The sequence below is a fragment of the Aerococcus christensenii genome (genome assembly GCF_001543105.1).
GTDB classification, from domain to species: Bacteria; Bacillota; Bacilli; order Lactobacillales; family Aerococcaceae; genus Aerococcus; species Aerococcus christensenii.
In genome coordinates this window covers 512371-531600 of record NZ_CP014159.1, presented here as the reverse complement: position 1 = coordinate 531600, position 19230 = coordinate 512371, and the positions used below count along the sequence as shown (strand labels likewise).

The following is a 19230-nucleotide window of genomic DNA, read 5'->3' as shown; positions in this document are numbered from 1 at the left end:
GTGAGGTATTTGTATCAACAAGTCCTCTCCTTTACGGCGGTCGTTTTTGTAACAGCTTTGGCGGTCGGTATGGTAACTTTTCGGATTACTAAGGATCAAATTTATAGCCGAGAAGCCTCTCAACTGGAAATGGTTTATCAAAATATTAAAGGCGAAAGGATATCTGTTGAATTATTAGAAGAGACAAGAGATTGGTTGGAGGCACCTTTTAATCTTAAATTTTATTGGTATGATGCGAATAATCAACGGCAGTATCCGCTTATAATAGACGATGAAAAGGATCAAAGTGAAGACTATCGGTTGGATCAACCCAAAATTCATAAGATGCTCTCTGAGGGGAGTTATGGGTTAGTTCCTTTTGATATGGGATTTGACGCGGAAAATCCAGATGCTTTTGCTTTGGCGATCCCATTAGTAGATGAGAAAACACAGACTTATAGGGGATACTTAATGATTGGTCAAGATGCGGCCACTATTCATAACAGTGTTCAAAATTTAAAGGTAAGCATTATGTGCGGAGTAGGGGTAGCTTCGCTTTTAGCAATTCTATTGGCCTACATGTTGGCAAGCTATCATTCTTGGCGTATTAACCGCTTGCGGCGGGCAACACATTCAGTCATTCAAGGGGAGTATAGCTTTATTGACTATCCTCATCGTTGGCACGATGAATTTGATGCTTTAGCGAATGATTTCAATCAGATGATTGGAAGTTTGCAGGCCTCTAAGTTAGAGATTGATCACCAAGAAAAAATTCGTCACCAGTTAATTATGGATATTGCTCATGAATTACGCACCCCGTTAACCACGATGAATGGCCTATTGGAAGGGCTACGCTACCATATTTTCAAAAAAGACAAGGAAGAACGATCACTGAAACTTCTCTATCATGAAACCCAACGTTTAATTCGCTTGGTCAATGAAAATCTTGATTATGAAAAAATTCGTGCGCGTGAAATTAGTCTACGGCCAGTGACTTTTTCTTTGAAGGCTTTTTTTGAAGACTTTATGATTCAAGCCCAAGAGTTAGCTGCCAAGAAGGAAGATACGCTCTTATTAGAGGTCGCAGAAGGGACGCAAGTGTATGCAGATTTGGACCGTTTTAGACAAATTATCTTCAATATTGTGAATAATGCTATTCAGTTTACCAGTGGAGGAACTATTCAGATTGAAGCCAAGAATATTGAAGAAGGAGCCTGTCAAATTGAGATTACTGATACAGGCATTGGTATGACAGATGAAGAAATGGAGAATATCTGGGAGAGATTCTATAAGGCGGATGAATCAAGAAAGAGTAACTTATATGGAGAATCTGGTTTAGGCCTATCCATTGTCAAAGAACTTATGGAGGCCCATAATGCAAGGATTAATGTGACGAGTCAAAAAGGAAAAGGAACAACCTTCCGCTTGATGTTCCCGGCTCAGCCCGAGAATAAAGAGCGGACAGAAGAAAGGAAAAAATGATTGTATTAGGAGTTGTTTTATCAAAGTTAGAGGTTTTATTTGAGGGGAAGATTAATCACCTTCCCTTAATTCGCCTGTTTTTGTTTAGCTTGGATAAAACCTTACTTTATGTATTCGGAATGTTAGTAGTGATGATGGGTGTGTATAGCTGGTGGAAGAAGAAGTCTCCTCAGAGAACTTTTCCTTTAAAAAAATGGAAGAGGAACATTATTTTCTTGACTTATGTGATTCTTCTTCTTCACCTAACCGCTTTACGCTATAAGTGGAAGTGGTGGGCCATTCATCCGGTCCATCCTATTCCTTGGAATCAGGTACACTACTTGCCTTTTTCAGATACGATTAAATTATATGGGGCAGATTCGCCTTTCTCCTATTGGTATAACTTTTTCGGCAATGTGTTGTGGTTCATTCCCTTAGGCTATTGGCTCCCTTATTTTATGCGGACACGGTACTCTTTCTTTAGAGTCGTAGGGATCGGGATGAGTTTAAGTTTAGGGATTGAATGCTTTCAATTGATTTTTCAAACGGGGGTTGCCCACATTGATGATGTGATTTTTAATACGATGGGGGTTATTCTTGGCCATCTCAGTTACGATATCTATCAGTATTTCAAGAAGGGACGAAGACAGAAACATGAAGAAATATGGTGTAAAAAAGAAAAGCCAGGAACAAATTAAGGCAGGGCACTGTTTGTTAAAGGTTGAAGATTTTCTTGAGGAGGTCAAGGGTCAGCCTGGCGAAGTAATTGGGTTAGTTGATCATCAGAATCACTGCTTTGCTAAAGCTTACCTTGGAGCTCAGAACAAGGGAATTGGCTGGGTGCTCAGTTTAAAAAATGAAGAAGATTTAAACGCTGCGTGGTTCTATCAGTTGTTTTTAAAAGCTAGAGAAAAAAGGCAAGCTTTCTTTTCAAATCCTTTGACCAATGCTTGGCGGGCCTTCAATGGCGAAGGAGATGGGTTAGGTGGCGTGACGATGGATTGGTATAACGGCTATGTGGTCACGCAATGGTATTCCCAGGGCATCTATTGCTATCGCCAACAGATCGTAGCCGCCTTTCAAAAGGTTTATCCAGAAATGCGAGGGATGGTAGGAAAGAATCGCTTCCAATCGGCTAAAACCCCTCATGAACAGCTGATCGGTGAGCCCCCTGAAGAGTCTCTTTTCATTCGAGAAAATGGGATCAATTATTGCTGCCATCTCAACCAAGGCTGGATGACAGGGATCTTTCTTGATCAACGGCAGGTTCGTTTTTACCTTATGACGGAGCTAGCTGCCGGTAAAAGAGTACTCAATACATTTTCTTATACGGGGGCTTTTTCTGTGGCAGCAGCGATGGGAGGAGCTCTCTCGACATGTAGTGTGGATTTAGCCAATCGAACGCGAGAGTTGACTGCTGAACAATTTGCAGCTAATGGCATAAGAAGTGAAGACCACGCCGTTTATGTGATGGATGTTTTTGACTTTTATCGCTATGCTAAGCGGCATCATTTAACCTATGATCTCATTGTCATGGATCCACCTAGCTTTTCGAGAAATAAGAAGAAGATTTTCCGAGTGAAAGAAGATTATCAGGCTTTAGTCGAAGGCGCGCTTCCTTTGTTAAATGAGGGAGGACATTTGATTTGCTCAACAAATGCTGCTAACTTTTCCTTGAAGGCTTTTCGTCAAGCTATTTTACAAGGAAGTCAAGGGAATCATTTACAAGAGATCAAGCATTTTGGGCTTGGGGAAGATTTCCCTACTCCTGCTCATAGTCCAGAGAGTCAGTATCTAAAAGTCCTTGTTTTTCAAAAAAATAAGGGGTGTTAGATAAAAAAGTTAATATTTTTAAACTGAAAGGGCTTACATTATTCTGACTTTCATGGTACACTGTATACGTAGCAATCGAAAGGTTGCTCATCCTTTCATTTTTGTTTTTTTCCTTTACACCTCTCAAAAGAGAGGTGTTTTTTTGTTTAATGCAAATTTTTTTAGGAATTTAATAAGTTTTAATTGATTGAAGTATAGACATTTCAAAATATTTTGTGTTCTCTTTGGTCAAAAAATGGTACTATAAGAGCTAGCACTCAGAAGTGTTTTTAAAAGAGTATTATGTAAATTCTAAAAAAGAAAGAAGAGACCTATGAAAAAGAGAAAAAATTATGATATTTTGGTAATGGGCTTCGCTCTGTTTGCAATGTTTTTCGGATCTGGGAATGTTTTGTTTCCTCCTTATTTAGGAATGATTGCGGGCAAACAATGGTTGCCTGCTTCCTTAGCTTATTTAATTTCAGATATTTTAATGGCCATGTTAGCGATTATCGTGATGGTGAAATCAGACGGAAGATTGAGTGCCATTACTGGGCGCATCGGGGGAAAAGCCTCCCATTTTCTGAATTTGGTGGTCATGCTGTGTATCTGCCCCTTGTTTGTGGTACCGCGCTCTTCTGCAGCGACCTTTGATGTGATTGCTCCACTCTTTGGATTATCGAATTCGAAGATGTCTGTGCTTATTTTTACAGCTATTTTCTTTATTTTGGTCTATTATTTAACTGCGGTTCCTTCGAAGGTTATGAGTATTATTGGAAATATTTTGACGCCTATTTTGTTAATTTCTATAGCCGTATTAGTTTTCAAGGGAGTATTTACACCGGCCGGAGAATTGGCAGCGACACCGCATGCAGAAAGTGTGATTCAAGAGGGAATTATTACGGGCTATCATTCTATGGACTTATTTGGATCTTTAAATCTCGGATTGGTTATTATTGCGACCGCTTATAGTCGTGGCTATCGTCAAAAAGAAGAGATGATAGAGGTGGTAAAGAAGTCGACGATTATTTGTGCGGCGTTGTTAGTGCTCATTACTTTTGGATTGGCTTATTTGGGATCAACGTCTTCTCAAATTTTTGATCAATCGGCCTCTCAATCGACGTTGATTTATAAGATTTCCACCCTCTTGTTTGGGCAAATAGGAGGAACGATTGTTGCACTTACGGTGGGGCTGGCATGTTTCACCACAGCTTCTGGATTGATCGCGGGAACGGCGAATTATTTTGAAGAAGTTTTACCTGTTAAGATGTCTTATAAGCGGTTAGTGTTTTATGCATGCTTATTGAGCGGAATCATTGCTAATTTCGGATTTGACATGTTGGTGAAATTGACGGTTCCCGTCTTGACTGTGACTTTCCCAGTGACAATTGTTTTAACGATCTTGTCCCTCTTTGGCAATCGGATTAAGAAAGACAGCGTGTTCAAGGGGGCAGCTTTGGGAACTTTGATCGGAACAATTTTGACAGTGCTATCTGAACAATTCCACGTTGATTTTGTTATTGATGCTTACCTCCCTTTTTTTGAACAAGGTTTTGGCTGGCTGTTACTAGCTGTCATCGGTATAGTCATCGGTTACTTCTGGCTTGAAAAAGCTTAATTTCTATTCATCATATCTCTCTGAAGGTGCAACTGTATCTTTGGAGAGATATTTTTTGTGCAGATAGCGAATAAATAAAGTGCGTAAAAGATGGAATCGTTTTATACTAGAAGAAGCGAAAAAAGGGGGCAGAAATATGCAAATTGAAGACGTGCTTCTACGTTTAGAAAAATCTAAATTTAGGCGGCGGTTTCATTTGACGGATGCTGATAAGGCTTATGTGTATCATAAGGGAATGGTGACTGTTCAACGACATGCCGAAGATTTTATCAACAAACGGTTAGCTCCTGCCTATCTGGAAAATGATGGAAAACAAACGCCCATGAAGGGGCATCCTGTTTTCCTTGCTCAGCATGCAACGGCATGTTGTTGTCGAGGTTGCTTAGCCAAATGGCATCATATCCCTCCTTATCGTGAGATGACAGTACAAGAAAAGGAGTATGTGGTGCATTTATTGATGGCATGGATCGAGAAGCAGATGGGGGACTATCAGCCCCCTGTTTTAGAATATGAACAAATGAGTTTAGATTTATAGAATGGTGTATTCCCTTCAAGTCATCGCGGAGGGAAACGGATAAAAAGGAGTTTGAAGGCATGCGATTTATTTCTTGGAATATTGATTCGTTGAATGCGGCTTTGACAAGTGATTCAGCGAGAGCACAGTTATCACGGAAAGTGTTGGAGACGATTAAGGGTTATGATCCGGATGTGATTGCCATTCAAGAGACGAAACTTTCTCCTAAAGGGCCGACAAAAAAGCATGAGCAATATTTGTTGGAGTGGTTTCCGGAGTATGACTATGTGTGGACGAGTTCAAGAGAACCTGCAAGGAAGGGTTATGCTGGTAATATGACGCTGTATAAGAAATCCTATAAGCTTGAGGTGACTTATCCGGCCATAGGAGCGCCGACGCCGATGGATGAAGAAGGTCGGTTGATTTGCTTAGAATTTGAAGATTTCTATTTTACGCAAGTCTATACGCCAAATGCGGGGAATGAGTTGAAACGGTTAGCGGATCGACAAGTCTGGGATGAAAAGTACAGGAAGTACTTACAAAAATTAGATTGCCAGAAACCAGTGATTGCTACAGGAGATTTCAATGTGGCACATAAGCCGATTGATTTGGCTCATCCCGAAAATAATCATCAGTCTGCAGGTTTTACAGATGAGGAACGGCAAGGTTTTTCGAACTTATTGGAGGCGGGCTTTACAGATACTTTTCGTACTCTGCATCCTGATCTTGAGGGGGCGTATACTTGGTGGGCCCAGCGCGTAAAAACCAGTAAAATCAATAATTCAGGCTGGAGAATTGATTATTTCTTAGTGAGTGATCGGCTCTTAGATAAGGTCGTGCAATCAGAAATGGTGGATTCTGGGAGTCGTCAGGACCACGCACCAATTGTGTTAGACATTCAAGATTAAAGGAGATGGAAAACTTGGAACACAATTTGAAAACGAAGGAAGAAATGGAAGTTGTTCACCTTTCGACTTTGTTTTGGCTATTAGTGACAGGGGTGCTATGTGGAATAGTGATTACCTGCTACAAGTTAGGTATTCATTATCTTTCTAAAGGAATGACTACTTTGCTTAAAGTCTGTCAGGGAAGTTGGATAGCTTCGTTAGGCTTTGTGCTACTCTTTGTAGGTTTAGCGACTGTGGTCTATTTTATGGATCAACAGGATGCTCACGTGAAAGGGTCGGGAATTCCTGTCATTTATGGCTTGATCGAACACAAATGGAGTGTTAATTGGCGTAAGGTGCTTCCTCTCAAGTTCCTGACGAGTCTTTTGACGGTAGGCTCGGGGCTTACTTTAGGGAGAGAAGGTCCTTCTGTTCAAATGGGGGGCTTAGTTGGACAAGCCGTTCATGAAATTACAGGGCGAAAGGAAGAACAGAAATATTTTGTAGGGGCTTCTGCGGGGGCTGGCCTAGCGGTGGCCTTTAATGCGCCTTTGGCAGGCATGCTGTTTGCTGTGGAAGAAATTTATAAGCGAACCAATCGAAGGGTGTTCTTGAGTTCCGCCCTTACAGTATTTGCGGCTATTTTTTGTTCAGATTTGTGGATGGGCAATCGCCCCTCTTTGATTAATATTCCGAATTTCCAAGTGACTAGCTTAGCCCAGTATGGCTATTTAGTAGTCTTAGGGTTATTGGCCGGCTTATCTGGAGTATTGTTCAATGTGGTCATTGTAGATGGGAAAGAGTTCTATGGACGTCTTCCTTTCAATAATTATTTGAAATTTGTTTTTCCGTTTGTAGTGACAGCCCTCTTTCTTTTGATGGATGGGGAGCTTTTTGGAGCGGGAGAATCCATTATTTTAATGCCTCTACAAGGAAATCCTTCTTGGATGCGTTTAGTTTATTTCTATGGAGTGAAACTCCTTCTCTTGTTCTTAGCTTTTGGGGCAGGAACACCTGGTGGGAGTTTGGTTCCTTTGTTAGTGATCGGTTCTTTAATGGGAAATATTTATGGAAGTATTCTCTGCAATCTTGGCTTTATTGCGCCTGAGATGGTGCTTATTTTCTCCTTGTTGGGAATGTGTGGGCACTTTGCAGCGATTGTTCGTTCCCCTATTACAGCGGTAGTTCTGATCGTGGAGATGACAGGAGGCGCCTTCCATTATTATTTGGCGTTAGCCTTAGTTAGTCTTTTGGCGTATACTCTGTCAGAAGCGATAGGTTCCAAACCTTTCTATGATGATTTATACGAACGAATGCTTGCTAAGCAAAAGAAAAAAGAATAAGACTTTTCTTCTGGAGTAGACAAGCTTTTATAGGAAATCACAAGTTACTCTGTTGAACAGAGGAAGCTTGTGATTTTTTATTTGGAAGAATGAAGGGTTGATAGGGATCTACGATAATAATCGGAAGAAAACAGATATTACCTATTTAGATGGCAGCTTGCTATATTATCAAGCATGAAGCGATTCACCGAAAGCAGCAAATTTTTAGAAATGAGGGAGAACGTATGAAAACATCCATTATTGGTTATCCACGTGTTGGGAGTCTACGCGAATTAAAATTCCAAACAGAAAAATATTTTAGGCAAGAAATCACAGAAGAAGCTCTGCAAAAGACCGCTTGTCAAATTCGTCAGAGTCAGTGGCAACTTCAAGCAGTGAATGGGATAGATTTCATCCCATCGAATGATTTTTCTTTTTATGATTTGTTACTAGATACGGCAGTTTTGTTCAATATTATTCCAGAACGCTATCGTAATTTAGCCCTCAGTGAGTTAGACACCTATTTTGCTTTGGCGAGAGGTTATCAAGGAGATAAGGGGGACGTGAAGGCTCTCCCAATGAAGAAGTGGTTTAATACCAATTACCATTACTTGGTTCCTGAAATAGACGATCAGACAGAAGTCAAACTCGTTGGCAAAAAGCCATTTTTAGAATATGAAGAGGCCAAAGAATTGGAAATTGAGACGCAACCAGTTGTAATTGGTCCGTTTACCTTATTGAAGAAATTAAGATATGTGGGCAGTCAAAAGGCTGAGGACTATGTCCAAGCAATTTGTGTGGCTTATCAAGACTTGCTGAAAGGTTTCCAAAGTTTAGGCACAGGATGGGTGCAATTGGATGAACCGAATGTTGTGTATGATCTCAGTCAAGAAGATATTCATTTGCTTCAGGAACTCTATAGTGAAATCTTAGCGCAAAAGGGTGAAGTGAAGGTCTTAGTTCAGACTTATTTTGGTGATGTGAGAGATTGTTATGAAGAACTATTAGCTTTAGATTTTGATGGGATCGGGCTGGATTTTGTAGAAGGACGTCAAAATTTTGATTTATTAGATAAGCATTCCTTTCCAAAAGATAAACTCCTTTTTTCAGGCTTGATCAATGGCAAGAATATCTGGCGGAATAATTACCAACTGACTTTAGAAAAGCTTCAAGCCTGGCGGAATAGGGGAATTAAAGTTGTTTTAAATACCTCTTCTTCTCTTCTTCATGTGCCTTATAGCCTAAAGCATGAGGAAAAATTAAAAACAACCTATCGGAAACACTTTGCCTTTGCAGAAGAAAAGCTAGAGGAACTTCGTGACTTAAAAGCGTTGATTCAGAGTGAGGAGTATGTGAAAGATGCGCGTTATTTGAAGAATCAGGCCTTATTTGAGAATCGACCAGATTCTTATAATCCTCAGGTTCGCCAAAGAACTTCAGCGATTACAGAAGATTTATTTACGCGGCAACCTGCTTTTGGAGAACGGGAAAAAATTCAAAAAGAAGCTTTTAACGGCCCTATTTTACCGACTACGACGATTGGCTCTTTCCCACAAACACAAGAAGTGAAGAAGAATCGATCTGACTTCAAAAAAGGGAAAATTGATCAAGCTACTTATGAAGCGTTTAATCGCCAAAAAATTAAAGAATGTATTGCTCTTCAAGAAGAACTCGGCTTAGACGTGTTGGTACATGGTGAATTTGAACGGAATGATATGGTGGAATATTTCGGCGAGCAGTTAGACGGCTATGTCTTTACCGAAAAAGCGTGGGTGCAATCCTATGGGACGCGTTGTGTGAAGCCACCTATTATTTGGGGAGACATCTCTCGTTCTCAAGCCATGACGGTGAAATGGACGACCTATGCAGCAAGTTTAACAGAGCAGCCTGTGAAGGGGATGTTAACGGGCCCGGTAACGATTTTAAACTGGTCTTTTCCTCGTGAAGATATCAGCCTTAAAGAGTCCGCTTATCAAATTGCTTTAGCTATTCGGGATGAAGTCCTCGATTTGGAAGCTCATGGAATCAAGATTATTCAAGTCGATGAAGCGGCTTTGCGGGAAAAACTCCCTCTTAGAAAGAGTGACTGGTACAGTGAGTATCTAGATTGGGCGATCCCTGCCTTTAGAATGGTGCACAGTGGGGTGCAAGCAAGCACCCAAATTCATACTCATATGTGCTATAGCGAATTTACAGATATTATCCCAGCAATCGATGCTATGGATGCTGATGTGATCACTTTTGAAGCGTCTCGTTCAAACTTATTGATTTTAGATGGCTTGAAGGCTAACCACTTCCAGACAGAAGTAGGGCCAGGGGTCTATGATATTCACTCCCCACGCGTCCCTTCTGTAGAAGAAATTAAAACCGCTCTCTACAAGATGTTGGATAAGATCCCTATTGAGAAACTTTGGGTGAATCCTGACTGCGGATTGAAGACACGGGGTGAAAAGGAAACGAAGGAAAGTCTCAGTCATCTCGTGCAAGCGGTAAAGGAGGTCAGAAATGAAAATAAAGGATCTATTTAAAGAATAAGCGGTTTTTTCTTATGAGGTTTTTCCTCTACCGGGAATGATTTTGAAAAAAGAATAAGTACTAGAGAAGTTATCCCAACTCAAGCTTATGGAAATAGAGAGTATTTTAGCGCTAAGAGGATATTCTCTATCTGAAAGAGAAGGGGGATGCAGGGGGAGATCATTTGATTGCGCAATTCTTTTTCGACAATAATTTTTTCTATGACTTCAAGGAATGATGTAAGGCGGCTGGAATCTGTGTATTTATGAAAGCAGGGGTCATGCCAAAAACAAATCGATCGGATCGTGAGCCTTTGTGGAGTCAATTTACTTGTTAAATTTCATCGGATACTGGAGAGATATGGGGATAATTCGGTTGCTATGTGGGATGTTGGGATAGCGGAAGCAGTTGACCAGATTGTTGATTTAAGAGCGCAAGTCGTGGACGACATTCATTTGTATACCATGAATAATCCTTATATTTCTAAACGGATTCATGAAGTGGTGCGTCCTCTCTTTGTTTTGAAATAAATAGCAAAAAGGCGGTTAATTTTTTAAGGATTAATCGCCTTTTCTTTAGGGGTTGCTTGAATATATTTGAGCAATTGATGGATGAGAGCGCGTGCTTTTTTATTATCGTAGTAGACTAAGTAATAATTTTGAAGAAGTTTTAAATTTCGAATATGGATTTGAGCTAGCTTGCCACTGTCTAGTTCTGCTTGAGCGGAAGTTCGATAGAGGAAACCGATCCGTTCGCCTTGATAAAGGACCTCTTTGAGCAGTCTGATATTTCCAATGTAGATTAAGTTGTTAAATTTTGAAAAAGGGACCCCCATATTGGAGAAAGTAATCGTTAAGGACTGCTGTAAGCCAGATCCTCTTTCGCGGATCATCAGTTTTTGATGGTAAAGATCTTCAAAATTGATGGTTTTATTGGCTAAATGATGGTGACTATCACAGACTAAGATAATCTCATCTTGGAAGAAAGGTAATTTAGACATTCCATTTCCTTCAAAAACCGGACCAGAAATGAGCGCACAGTCAATGCTTCGCTCTTCTAAGGCTTTGAGCAAGGTATCTGTATTTTCAACGAGCAAATTAAAGTGTAATTTGTTTTGAGAAAGTAGGGGAGTATAGTTTGGAATATAGTATTCGCCAACTGTTCGACTGGTGCCAAGATTGATGGAAATTTTATTATTTTTTTCAATTCTTTGCTTGATGGTATCGATGGTTTCGAGTAACTCATAAAGTCGATCTCTTAAGTAGATCCCTTCTTCTGTTAATTTTACTTCCCGTCCTTGGGTGTAGACTAACTTCGTATTCAAATCATTTTCGATATATTGAATATGTTTGGTAATGGTGGGTTGTGTATAGTTTAGAGCTTTCGCAGCTTTGGTATAATTCAAATGTTTCGCTAATTCTAAAAAAGTCAAATAACGTAAATCGAGCAATAAAAACACCTCTTTTCTGATCAAAAATTAAAGGAACTATCACTTTTATTGTACTAAATTTCTTAGGAAAAAGCAGTTAATTAAGACTGAATAAATAATCCTTTTCAGAAAATTTCTACTTATTCTTGAGCAAGCATATCGTAAATTTCATCCTTTAATTGTAAATAACGATTATCCATATATTCATTCGGATGAGAGGCAGTATAGGCTTTGGATGTGTAATTGACTTGGTAAGTTTTGATGATTCGACCAGGATTTTTGCTAAGAACGATGATCTTGGTAGCGAGGGATAGGGCTTCATCAATATCGTGTGTAATCATGAAGTAGGTTTTATTTCCTTGATGCCAGAGCTTTCTCAGTAAAGCTTGGATTTTTGTTCGTGTAATGGCGTCTAAAGCACCTAGAGGTTCATCCATTAAGATTAACTCAGGATCGTTAGCGAGGACACGAGCGAGTTGAACACGTTGCTGCATCCCCCCTGATAAGTTGAAGATATAATCATGGGTGTAGTCTTCTAAGCCGATCATTTTTAATAGAGTGGGCACTTTTTGTTGAATCTCCTGTGTAGATTGCTGGCGAACTTTTAATCCGAAGGCGACATTTTCAAAAACATCTAACCATGGATAGAGGGCTTGCTGTTGGAACATTACCCCGCGTTGCCAGGAGGGACCTTGAATAGCTTCCCCTTTAAAAAGAGCCTGTCCTTTGGTGGGAGAAAGGTAACCGGCGATGATGTTTAAAAGGGTACTTTTACCACAGCCAGAAGGTCCTAGGACACAGATAAATTCTCCTTTTTCAATGGTAAAGGATAAGTGGTCTAAGATGATCGTTTGGCTATTGGGATAGATGACTGTGAGATTTTGACAAGTGACAAGGGAGTCTTTACTCATGTTGTTCGCCTCCTTTTTCAGTAAGATTTTCTAAAAGATGGCCATTGATAAATTGATGTATGGTTTCATCCGTGACTTCTTTAGGAAGAATGTGGGTTTGATAGAGAAATTGACTGATATTTTTGAGCACATCAAAGATTTTTCCAGGCCGCGTGGGATTGCTTAAATATTGTTTTTCTTGGTCAAGAGAAAGCCAGTCAGCGCCACTCATTTGTAATTGAGCTAGTTCTGGGGATATCTCCAAAGCTTTGGCAATTTGTTGAGCTGCTTGATCCGGCTGTTGGTGGTAAAAAGTTTTAGCTTCGCTTAAGCACTGTAAGAGCGTTTGTGTGATATTGGGATGATCCGTGATAAAGTCTTTTCGGCCTACCATGATGTTAGCGGTAGGATAGCCTGCTTCTGCTAAATCTTTAGAGGTAAGGAGGGTAAGCCCTCCTTGTTTTTGGATATTGTTGAGGGTGGGTTCCCAGGTATAAACTCCATCGATATTGCCTCTCTGCCAAGCAGCCATAATGTCTGTGGATTTCATATCTAGAAGGGTGATGTCCTTTTGAAGACCTTGGCTCTCTAAAGTTTTTTGCAAGGAAAAGTGGGAGGTGGATGCAAAGGTAGTCGCCAGAGTTTTCCCTTTGAGATCAGATAAGGAGTGAATATTTTGATTGTCTTTAACAACTAGACCTTCATTGGTCCCCAAAATTTCATGAATCCAGATCAGTTCGACAGGAAGATTTTTGGACATAGCAATAACGCCGTTGGTGATGCCCATGCTTGCAAAATCAATACTTTTAGAAGCAAGGGCTTGATTGGCTTCAACGCCAGAGTCAAACACTGTAAAATGTACGTTGATATTTTCTTTAGCGAGCGCTTGTTTGATAGAATCTTGGCTAATAGCTAACATCTCATCGTTGGGCACGCGCAGATAGCCAATATTTACCACACGAGGGTGATGACTTTCAGAACTTGAACGGTAATGATAATAAGTGATGATAAATCCAAAACAAAGGAAAACAATAATAAACTTTCGTAACCATTTGCGGAGTGTTAGAGGAGATAGGGTAGGCATTAGCGGACTCCTTTCCAAAAAATAAGATGGGTTTCTAAGAAGTATAAGCATCTGTCAATAATTAATCCGCTTAATCCCATAATGATGATTCCAAGGAAAATAATGTCACTTTTCAGATAACGAGAGGCATCCATAACCATCCAACCGATGCCTGAGGTGGCAGCTGTCATTTCAGTAGCAACTAGAGTAGAATAGGCAAAACCAAAAGAGGTTCTTAGTCCTGTAAAAATTTCTGGTAAGCAAGATGGCCAAATAATTCGGAGTAAAATATCTTTGGAAGTTGCTCCTAAAGAGCGAGCGCTTAAAATGTAATCGTAACGCATGTTACTAATAGCCGAAACGCAGGCAATATAAAGGGGAGCAAAAGCAGAAAGATAGAGAAGGGTTATTTTGGAACGGTCATCAATCCCCAACCAGAGAATAAGAAGCGGGTAGTAAGCCAGAGGCGGAATCGGACGATAAAATTGAACGATCGAATCTACAATGCTTTGTACTAAACGAGAATAGCCACTAAGAAATCCTAAGGGAACGGCAGTGAAGAAAGCGAGAACCATAGCAAGAAATAAACGGACAAAGCTACTTCTTAGATGAACAGCTAAACTGACTCCTCCATAGCCATTTTTTAAAGTTTCTAAAAAACTAGTCCAAACAATTTGAGGTGAAGGAATCATCACAGCATCCGGCTGAATACACTCGGTGTAGAAAATCCAAGTGATAAAAATAAGGAGCCAGACTAAAAAGGCAATGGGTATTTTTTTGAATAAAGTGTGCATATAACATCCACCCTTTCTTTTTTTATAAAAGGGGCTTTTTAAATAAAAATGGAGAATGTAAAGTCGCTGAATAGAAAGTCAGGGCCTTACTTCTCCATAAAAATTACGAACTAAAGGTTAACTTTGTGTGCTACTTGATTTCCCCAGTAACCCCCGATAACTAACACAATAAGGAAAATCCAACCAGACAAGGAGAAGTTGGCGATAGGCGTATATAAAGCACCTACGTTACACCCGTTGGATAAACGGGTTCCAAATCCCATACAGAATCCGCCTAGTGCATAGAAGAAGGCTTGTTTTTTCGTAATATGGAAGCTGGCTTTGGCTGTTTGAATAAGTTGTCCAGAAGTTAAGAGATAAAAAGCAGTTCCTAGTAAAATCCCCACGTTTTGTAAGGTAACAGGATGTCTGAAGAAAGCAAGAATATAAGGTTTAGGTGATCCATGAGTAAATTGGGCAATTTTTTCAGCACTTACTCCAAAAATCATGAGCAATTTTCCAAACCAGAATCCATAAGGAGTACTTGCTCCCCATCCTTCTTTGGTTACTCCCATTAGGAGAATAAAGACAATCGAAATCACAAAGATAGAAGTCTTTAATGTCCATGGACGAACAAAGAAACGTTCATAACCTTTTGGTGAGAATAGAGGAGTATCTTTTTCGTTAAGTTGTTCTTCCACGACTTTTTTCTGGATGCCTTCTTCAAAGTGCTGTTTGTAGGTGCCTTCTTTTTTATGTTTATTTTCGTAAGCATAGCTAAGACGAACCACAAGGAGGCAGAAGGCTGCTGTAACAAGAAGGGCTCCGAGGTACCCATTGAGTCCATCAAATTCGAAAAGATCAGGAAGATAGACGCCTTTGGTCCCTATAGCTGCTCCTGTTTTAGTGGTAAACCAAGATTCTTGAATCCAAGAAGCTGTATTTTGAATAGGGAAGCCCAAGAAAACACCAGCACAGAAGAAGATCAGGGTAACAAGAGCACGAGGTAAAGCAGTCACTAAGTCTGTCAAAACACCGGATGCACAGCAAGAGGAGAAGGCCATGCCGACCCCGAATAGTATTCCTCCGAGAAGTAGTCCAAGATTAATAGGATTAACCCATAAACCAAAGCTAGTAGCATCTGCGTGAAAGAGTACAGCGAGAGATCCTGCGGCTGAGATAAAGAAGAGAAGCATTAATGTTCGCATTAACCGTGTAGAACCTGTTAAGTAAGCTCGGTTCACACTTCCAGCAAATCCCATGTATCCTCTAGATAGGGCGTAACCTAAGGTGCATCCCATCATTAAGCGGAAAAATAACATATCGTTTTGTAAATAAAAATAACCAAATAATAAAATTAAAAAAACAAGAATAAAACCTATAAAAGGTTCTTTTGTTTTCATGATAGTATCTCCCATCCTATGTATTTTAAATTTATGAAAGTATTGTTTAGCATAAAAAGTTTAAAGTACTGCCTCTGAAATTAGAAGCAGTACATTTAAACTTCGTAAAATAATTATAAGCTTTAAATGAAGTTATATTCTGTAACGATTGGTTTACGTCCTGTTATTTGATCGTTAAAGTATTCGTGTTCGCTGATTCCTAAGAAGGAGCCGTCCATGTTGTAGACATTTTCGTAACCTCTTTGGCCAAGGGCACGAACCATGTTATAGCTCCGTTGGCTAGAACGGCAGTAGATGTAAACTGGACGATCTTTTGGAATTTCATCTAAGCGATCTCTGAATTGGCTAAGAGGAATGTTGAGCGCATTAATAACATGTCCTTGAGCGTATTCGTCTTCTTCACGTGCATCAATAATGAAGGCATTATTTTCTACAAGTTCACGTACTTGGCTTACTGGAACTTTTTTGAATTCGCCATTCAAAATGTTAAGAGCGACTAAAGCGGCGTGGTTAACAACATCTTTTGCTGTTCCGTAGTGTGGGGAGTATTCTAATTCAAGTTCTTTGAGGTCTTCTAAGTTTCCGTGAAGCATGATGGTAGTTGCGATAACGTCTACACGTTTTGTAACATTTCCTAAACCAACAGCTTGAGCTCCAATCACTTGACCAGAAGGATAAGCATAGAGAAGTTTGAAGAACATGTTATTGGACCCAGGCATTAAACCAACACCGTCTTTAGGAATAATGTAGGAGAAGCCGTAATTAATACCTTCTTCTTTACAACGTTTTTCGTTCAATCCTGTAGAAGCAACGTTCATATCGAAGACTTTAACAGAGGAAGAACCAATAACACCTGTATTCACGTAAGTTCTACCATACATGCTGTCAGCAGCTGCACGAGCTTGACGTTGTGCAGGTCCAGCTAAAGTTAATTTTGTAGCTTCGCCTGTAAAGAAGTCTTTAACTTCGATAGCGTCACCTACAGCGTAGATATCAGGGTCATTTGTTTGGTAGTGATGGTTGACTTTGATGTAACCACGGGCATTCAATTCAATGCCGGATTCTTTAGCGAGTTGAGTATTTGGAACTACCCCAATAGCTAAGACAACAGCTTGAGCTGGAACTGTTTTACCGGATTGAAGAACAACTTTATCTGCTTCAATAGCTTTTACACCGTCGCTAAGGTGAAGATGAACGCCTTTGTCATAGAGGTGACGGTTAACGATTTGAACCATATCGTAGTCTAGTGGAGCTAAGATTTGATCTTGAGCTTCGATAACGGAAACGTTGTAACCAGCTTTTTTAGCGTTTTCGGCGACTTCAATTCCGATGAAACCACCACCGATAACCGCAACATCTTTGATTTCGTGGGTTTCAGCATATTGCATGAATTTCTTGAGATCTGGAACGGTCTTCATGACAAAGACATGGTCGCTGTCTACGCCCTCGATGCTCTTAGGACGAAGAGCTTTAGCCCCTGGAGAAAGTACAAGTGTATCATAGGTTTCTTTGAAGACTTCGTCAGTTACTAAGTTCTTCACTTCAACATATTTTTCTTCGCGGTTAATGCTGATCACTTCATGGTTAACGAAAGCGTTAATATTATATTGAGCTTTGAATTGTTCTGGGCTCATTAAGATCAAATTATCTGCTTTTTCAACGGTACCGCTAATGTGGAAAGGAATACAGCAGTTAGAGAAGGAAACGTAAGGTCCCATTTCAAACATTTTAATTTCTGCAAATTCATCTAAACGACGAACACGAGCGGCCGTCGAAGCCCCACCAGCAACGCCACCAATAACAATAACTTTTCTACTCATTGAAAATTCCTCCAATTCTTTGTATTAATATTATTTTTTATTTATAATATTTTGATTAAATAACTAAGATTTTGTTTGACATTTTAGATTTAATTTAGGCAAGATATTAACTTTACCAGCAAATACTAGCATGCCTGTGATTCCGCCAAGTGACATAGCAATTAGGAATACCCATCCAGAAAGGGAGAAGGAAGTAATTGCGGAATACATTGCCCCAATATTACATCCGTAAGCAAAGCGAGAACCAAAGCCAAGCATAAGTCCACCTAAGGCATAGTAGCAAGCGTCTGTAAAGCTGAAATCAAAATCAATTTTGAAACGATTTCCGAGTAAGAAGCAAAGGGTACATCCAAAGAAGGTCCCAATGTTTCGAACTGTTCCTCCGTGACTTAAGAGTCCGGCTTGAACAATTTTAAGATGGCTTCCGAAGTTCTCAGGAGAGAAAGTAATTCCGAATTTTTGCAAGATAAAGATATCTAAACCAACTAATGGAGAAGAAACTCCCCAAGGTTTATTGGTGGTAACCATCACGAAGATAGATGCTAAAGCTAAGACTAAGGCGCCTACGGTAAAGCTCCAACGTTCAATAAAGAGTTTGTGGTAGGTAGCATAGCTGAAAAAAGGTTGAGGTTCAGTTAATTTGAGAGGCTTTTCAAAGTCTTCATAGTCTCCTTTAGGATCGCTAGAGGTATTTGTTTGTTTCCGATAAGCCTCATATTTCAAAATGCCCCAGTAGAGTAGTCCGATGAGAGCTACTGTTAAAATCAGAGAAGGAACATAGCCAATGGCTTGTGGAAGATGCAAGCGATAACCGATTTTACCGATCGCACTTCTATCGACCACTTGACGTGCCCAGTGACCAGGCGCAGCACTTAAAACGAAGAAGACAAAGGCGATTAAGGCCCGCCCTTGACCTTCACCAAAGTCTGCCACAGTCCCAGACCCACATCCGCCGGCAAGCATCATTCCCATTCCGAAAATGAATCCACCTACGATAGTTGCAATATTTGTAAAGTAAACATTTTGGGTACCAGGGATAATTTTTTCGCCGTTTTTGGCGAGATAGCTTGGTATAGCCCCTGAAAGTTGGGCATGCCATTGAATTCCCATAAAGACAGCAGCAGTGACGAGAATAAGTACAAAAATAGCTTTGGTTAAACTGCCTTCACCACGCATGTAAATACGTTTAATTCCTCCGGCAAATCCAAACCGTGAGCGTGTTAAGGTGTATCCTAGTAACACACCAGCTAATAAATACATTGGCATAGAAGCATTTAAGCTGCCAACATAAATACCGAATATAACGAGTAACAATATAAGGATTAAACCCGCTAAGGTTTGCTTCATTGAGACCTTCTTATTCATATAAAAACCTCCGTATCTAATGAGCTTCTCAATGTTAATTTATTCACATATTTATTTATAAAATGATCAGTAGAGTGGATAATGAACTTGAGTAGTTGTAGAATATTCAGTTCATTATTAAAATGCGATCGCTTTCACTACTTAGAGTATAACAAGAAATAAATAAGTAGAATTTTCACAATTAGAATATAATTATTCTTTTGAAGAATAAATAGGGAAACTATAGTAAAGGAAAGCTTTCTAAGGATTGAAGTTATCTTAGCAAGTGTGGAGAGAATAAGCAAGTGTAAAGGGAATATCTATTAGCTAACGCTATTGATCGTAAAATGAGAATGAAGGAATATAAAAAAAGAGCAGACAGTTGAAACTGTTTGCTCTTT

17 protein-coding genes are annotated in these 19230 nt (G+C 39.8%); 10 read left to right on the top strand and 7 right to left on the bottom strand.

Translation table 11 applies throughout. The features are described 5' to 3' along the window. The 10 genes from AWM71_RS02550 to AWM71_RS08420 all read left to right on the top strand — a co-directional run bounded on the left by AWM71_RS02550 (position 1) and on the right by AWM71_RS08420 (position 10637). Positions 1-1461 carry a sensor histidine kinase gene (locus AWM71_RS02550; RefSeq protein ID WP_060776523.1) on the top strand — a complete coding sequence of 487 codons (1461 nt, stop codon included), beginning with the start codon at positions 1-3 and terminating at the stop codon, positions 1459-1461. Continuing rightward, positions 1458-2138: a VanZ family protein gene (locus AWM71_RS02545; protein ID WP_060776522.1), complete on the top strand. Its 681-nt coding sequence runs from the start codon at positions 1458-1460 to the stop codon at positions 2136-2138. Before AWM71_RS02550 ends, AWM71_RS02545 begins: the two co-directional genes overlap by 4 nt. Then, positions 2095-3273 (top strand): class I SAM-dependent rRNA methyltransferase, encoded by a 1179-nt coding sequence (locus AWM71_RS02540; protein WP_060776521.1) that lies wholly within the window; start codon positions 2095-2097, stop codon positions 3271-3273. Before AWM71_RS02545 ends, AWM71_RS02540 begins: the two co-directional genes overlap by 44 nt. A gap of 313 nt (positions 3274-3586) precedes the next feature. Next, positions 3587-4870, top strand: coding sequence for a branched-chain amino acid transport system II carrier protein (gene brnQ, locus AWM71_RS02535; RefSeq protein ID WP_060776520.1), 1284 nt, complete (start codon positions 3587-3589; stop codon positions 4868-4870). A gap of 136 nt (positions 4871-5006) precedes the next feature. Further along, the gene (locus tag AWM71_RS02530; protein WP_060776519.1) at positions 5007-5405 is read left to right on the top strand and encodes a DUF4186 domain-containing protein; all 399 of its coding nucleotides are present in this window, start codon (positions 5007-5009) and stop codon (positions 5403-5405) included. A 59-nt stretch (positions 5406-5464) separates the two neighbouring features. Further along, entirely contained in the window at positions 5465-6292 is an 828-nt protein-coding gene (locus AWM71_RS02525) for an exodeoxyribonuclease III (protein WP_060776518.1), read from the top strand. Positions 6293-6306: 14 nt separating this feature from the next. Continuing rightward, positions 6307-7614, top strand: coding sequence for a ClC family H(+)/Cl(-) exchange transporter (locus tag AWM71_RS02520; protein ID WP_201783958.1), 1308 nt, complete (start codon positions 6307-6309; stop codon positions 7612-7614). 224 nt (positions 7615-7838) lie between these two features. Beyond that, the gene (metE, locus tag AWM71_RS02515; RefSeq protein ID WP_060777437.1) at positions 7839-10121 is read left to right on the top strand and encodes a 5-methyltetrahydropteroyltriglutamate--homocysteine S-methyltransferase; all 2283 of its coding nucleotides are present in this window, start codon (positions 7839-7841) and stop codon (positions 10119-10121) included. 128 nt (positions 10122-10249) lie between these two features. Then, the gene (locus AWM71_RS08650) at positions 10250-10345 is read left to right on the top strand and encodes a methylenetetrahydrofolate reductase (RefSeq protein WP_417859210.1); all 96 of its coding nucleotides are present in this window, start codon (positions 10250-10252) and stop codon (positions 10343-10345) included. A 55-nt stretch (positions 10346-10400) separates the two neighbouring features. Further along, the gene (locus AWM71_RS08420; protein WP_417859208.1) at positions 10401-10637 is read left to right on the top strand and encodes a methylenetetrahydrofolate reductase; all 237 of its coding nucleotides are present in this window, start codon (positions 10401-10403) and stop codon (positions 10635-10637) included. A gap of 23 nt (positions 10638-10660) precedes the next feature. Here the strand turns inward: AWM71_RS08420 and AWM71_RS02510 are convergent, their stop codons facing one another. The 7 genes from AWM71_RS02510 to AWM71_RS02480 all read right to left on the bottom strand — a co-directional run bounded on the left by AWM71_RS02510 (position 10661) and on the right by AWM71_RS02480 (position 18850). Beyond that, a complete protein-coding gene (locus AWM71_RS02510) occupies positions 10661-11557 on the bottom strand; it encodes a LysR family transcriptional regulator (RefSeq protein ID WP_060776517.1) in 897 nt (298 codons plus the stop codon). A 119-nt stretch (positions 11558-11676) separates the two neighbouring features. Further along, positions 11677-12447: an ABC transporter ATP-binding protein gene (locus tag AWM71_RS02505; RefSeq protein ID WP_060776516.1), complete on the bottom strand. Its 771-nt coding sequence runs from the start codon at positions 12445-12447 to the stop codon at positions 11677-11679. Further along, a complete protein-coding gene (locus AWM71_RS02500; protein ID WP_060776515.1) occupies positions 12440-13510 on the bottom strand; it encodes a taurine ABC transporter substrate-binding protein in 1071 nt (356 codons plus the stop codon). The genes AWM71_RS02505 and AWM71_RS02500 overlap by 8 nt, the downstream gene beginning before the upstream one ends. Continuing rightward, positions 13510-14283 (bottom strand): ABC transporter permease, encoded by a 774-nt coding sequence (locus AWM71_RS02495; RefSeq protein ID WP_060776514.1) that lies wholly within the window; start codon positions 14281-14283, stop codon positions 13510-13512. The genes AWM71_RS02500 and AWM71_RS02495 overlap by 1 nt, the downstream gene beginning before the upstream one ends. 110 nt (positions 14284-14393) lie before the next feature. Next, entirely contained in the window at positions 14394-15665 is a 1272-nt protein-coding gene (locus AWM71_RS02490; protein WP_060776513.1) for a YeeE/YedE family protein, read from the bottom strand. A gap of 122 nt (positions 15666-15787) precedes the next feature. Then, complete coding sequence (locus AWM71_RS02485) at positions 15788-17485, bottom strand: FAD-dependent oxidoreductase (RefSeq protein WP_060776512.1); 1698 nt, start codon at positions 17483-17485, stop codon at positions 15788-15790. Positions 17486-17548: 63 nt separating this feature from the next. Further along, positions 17549-18850, bottom strand: coding sequence for a YeeE/YedE family protein (locus AWM71_RS02480; RefSeq protein ID WP_060776511.1), 1302 nt, complete (start codon positions 18848-18850; stop codon positions 17549-17551). Between the last annotated feature and the right edge of the window lie 380 nt (positions 18851-19230).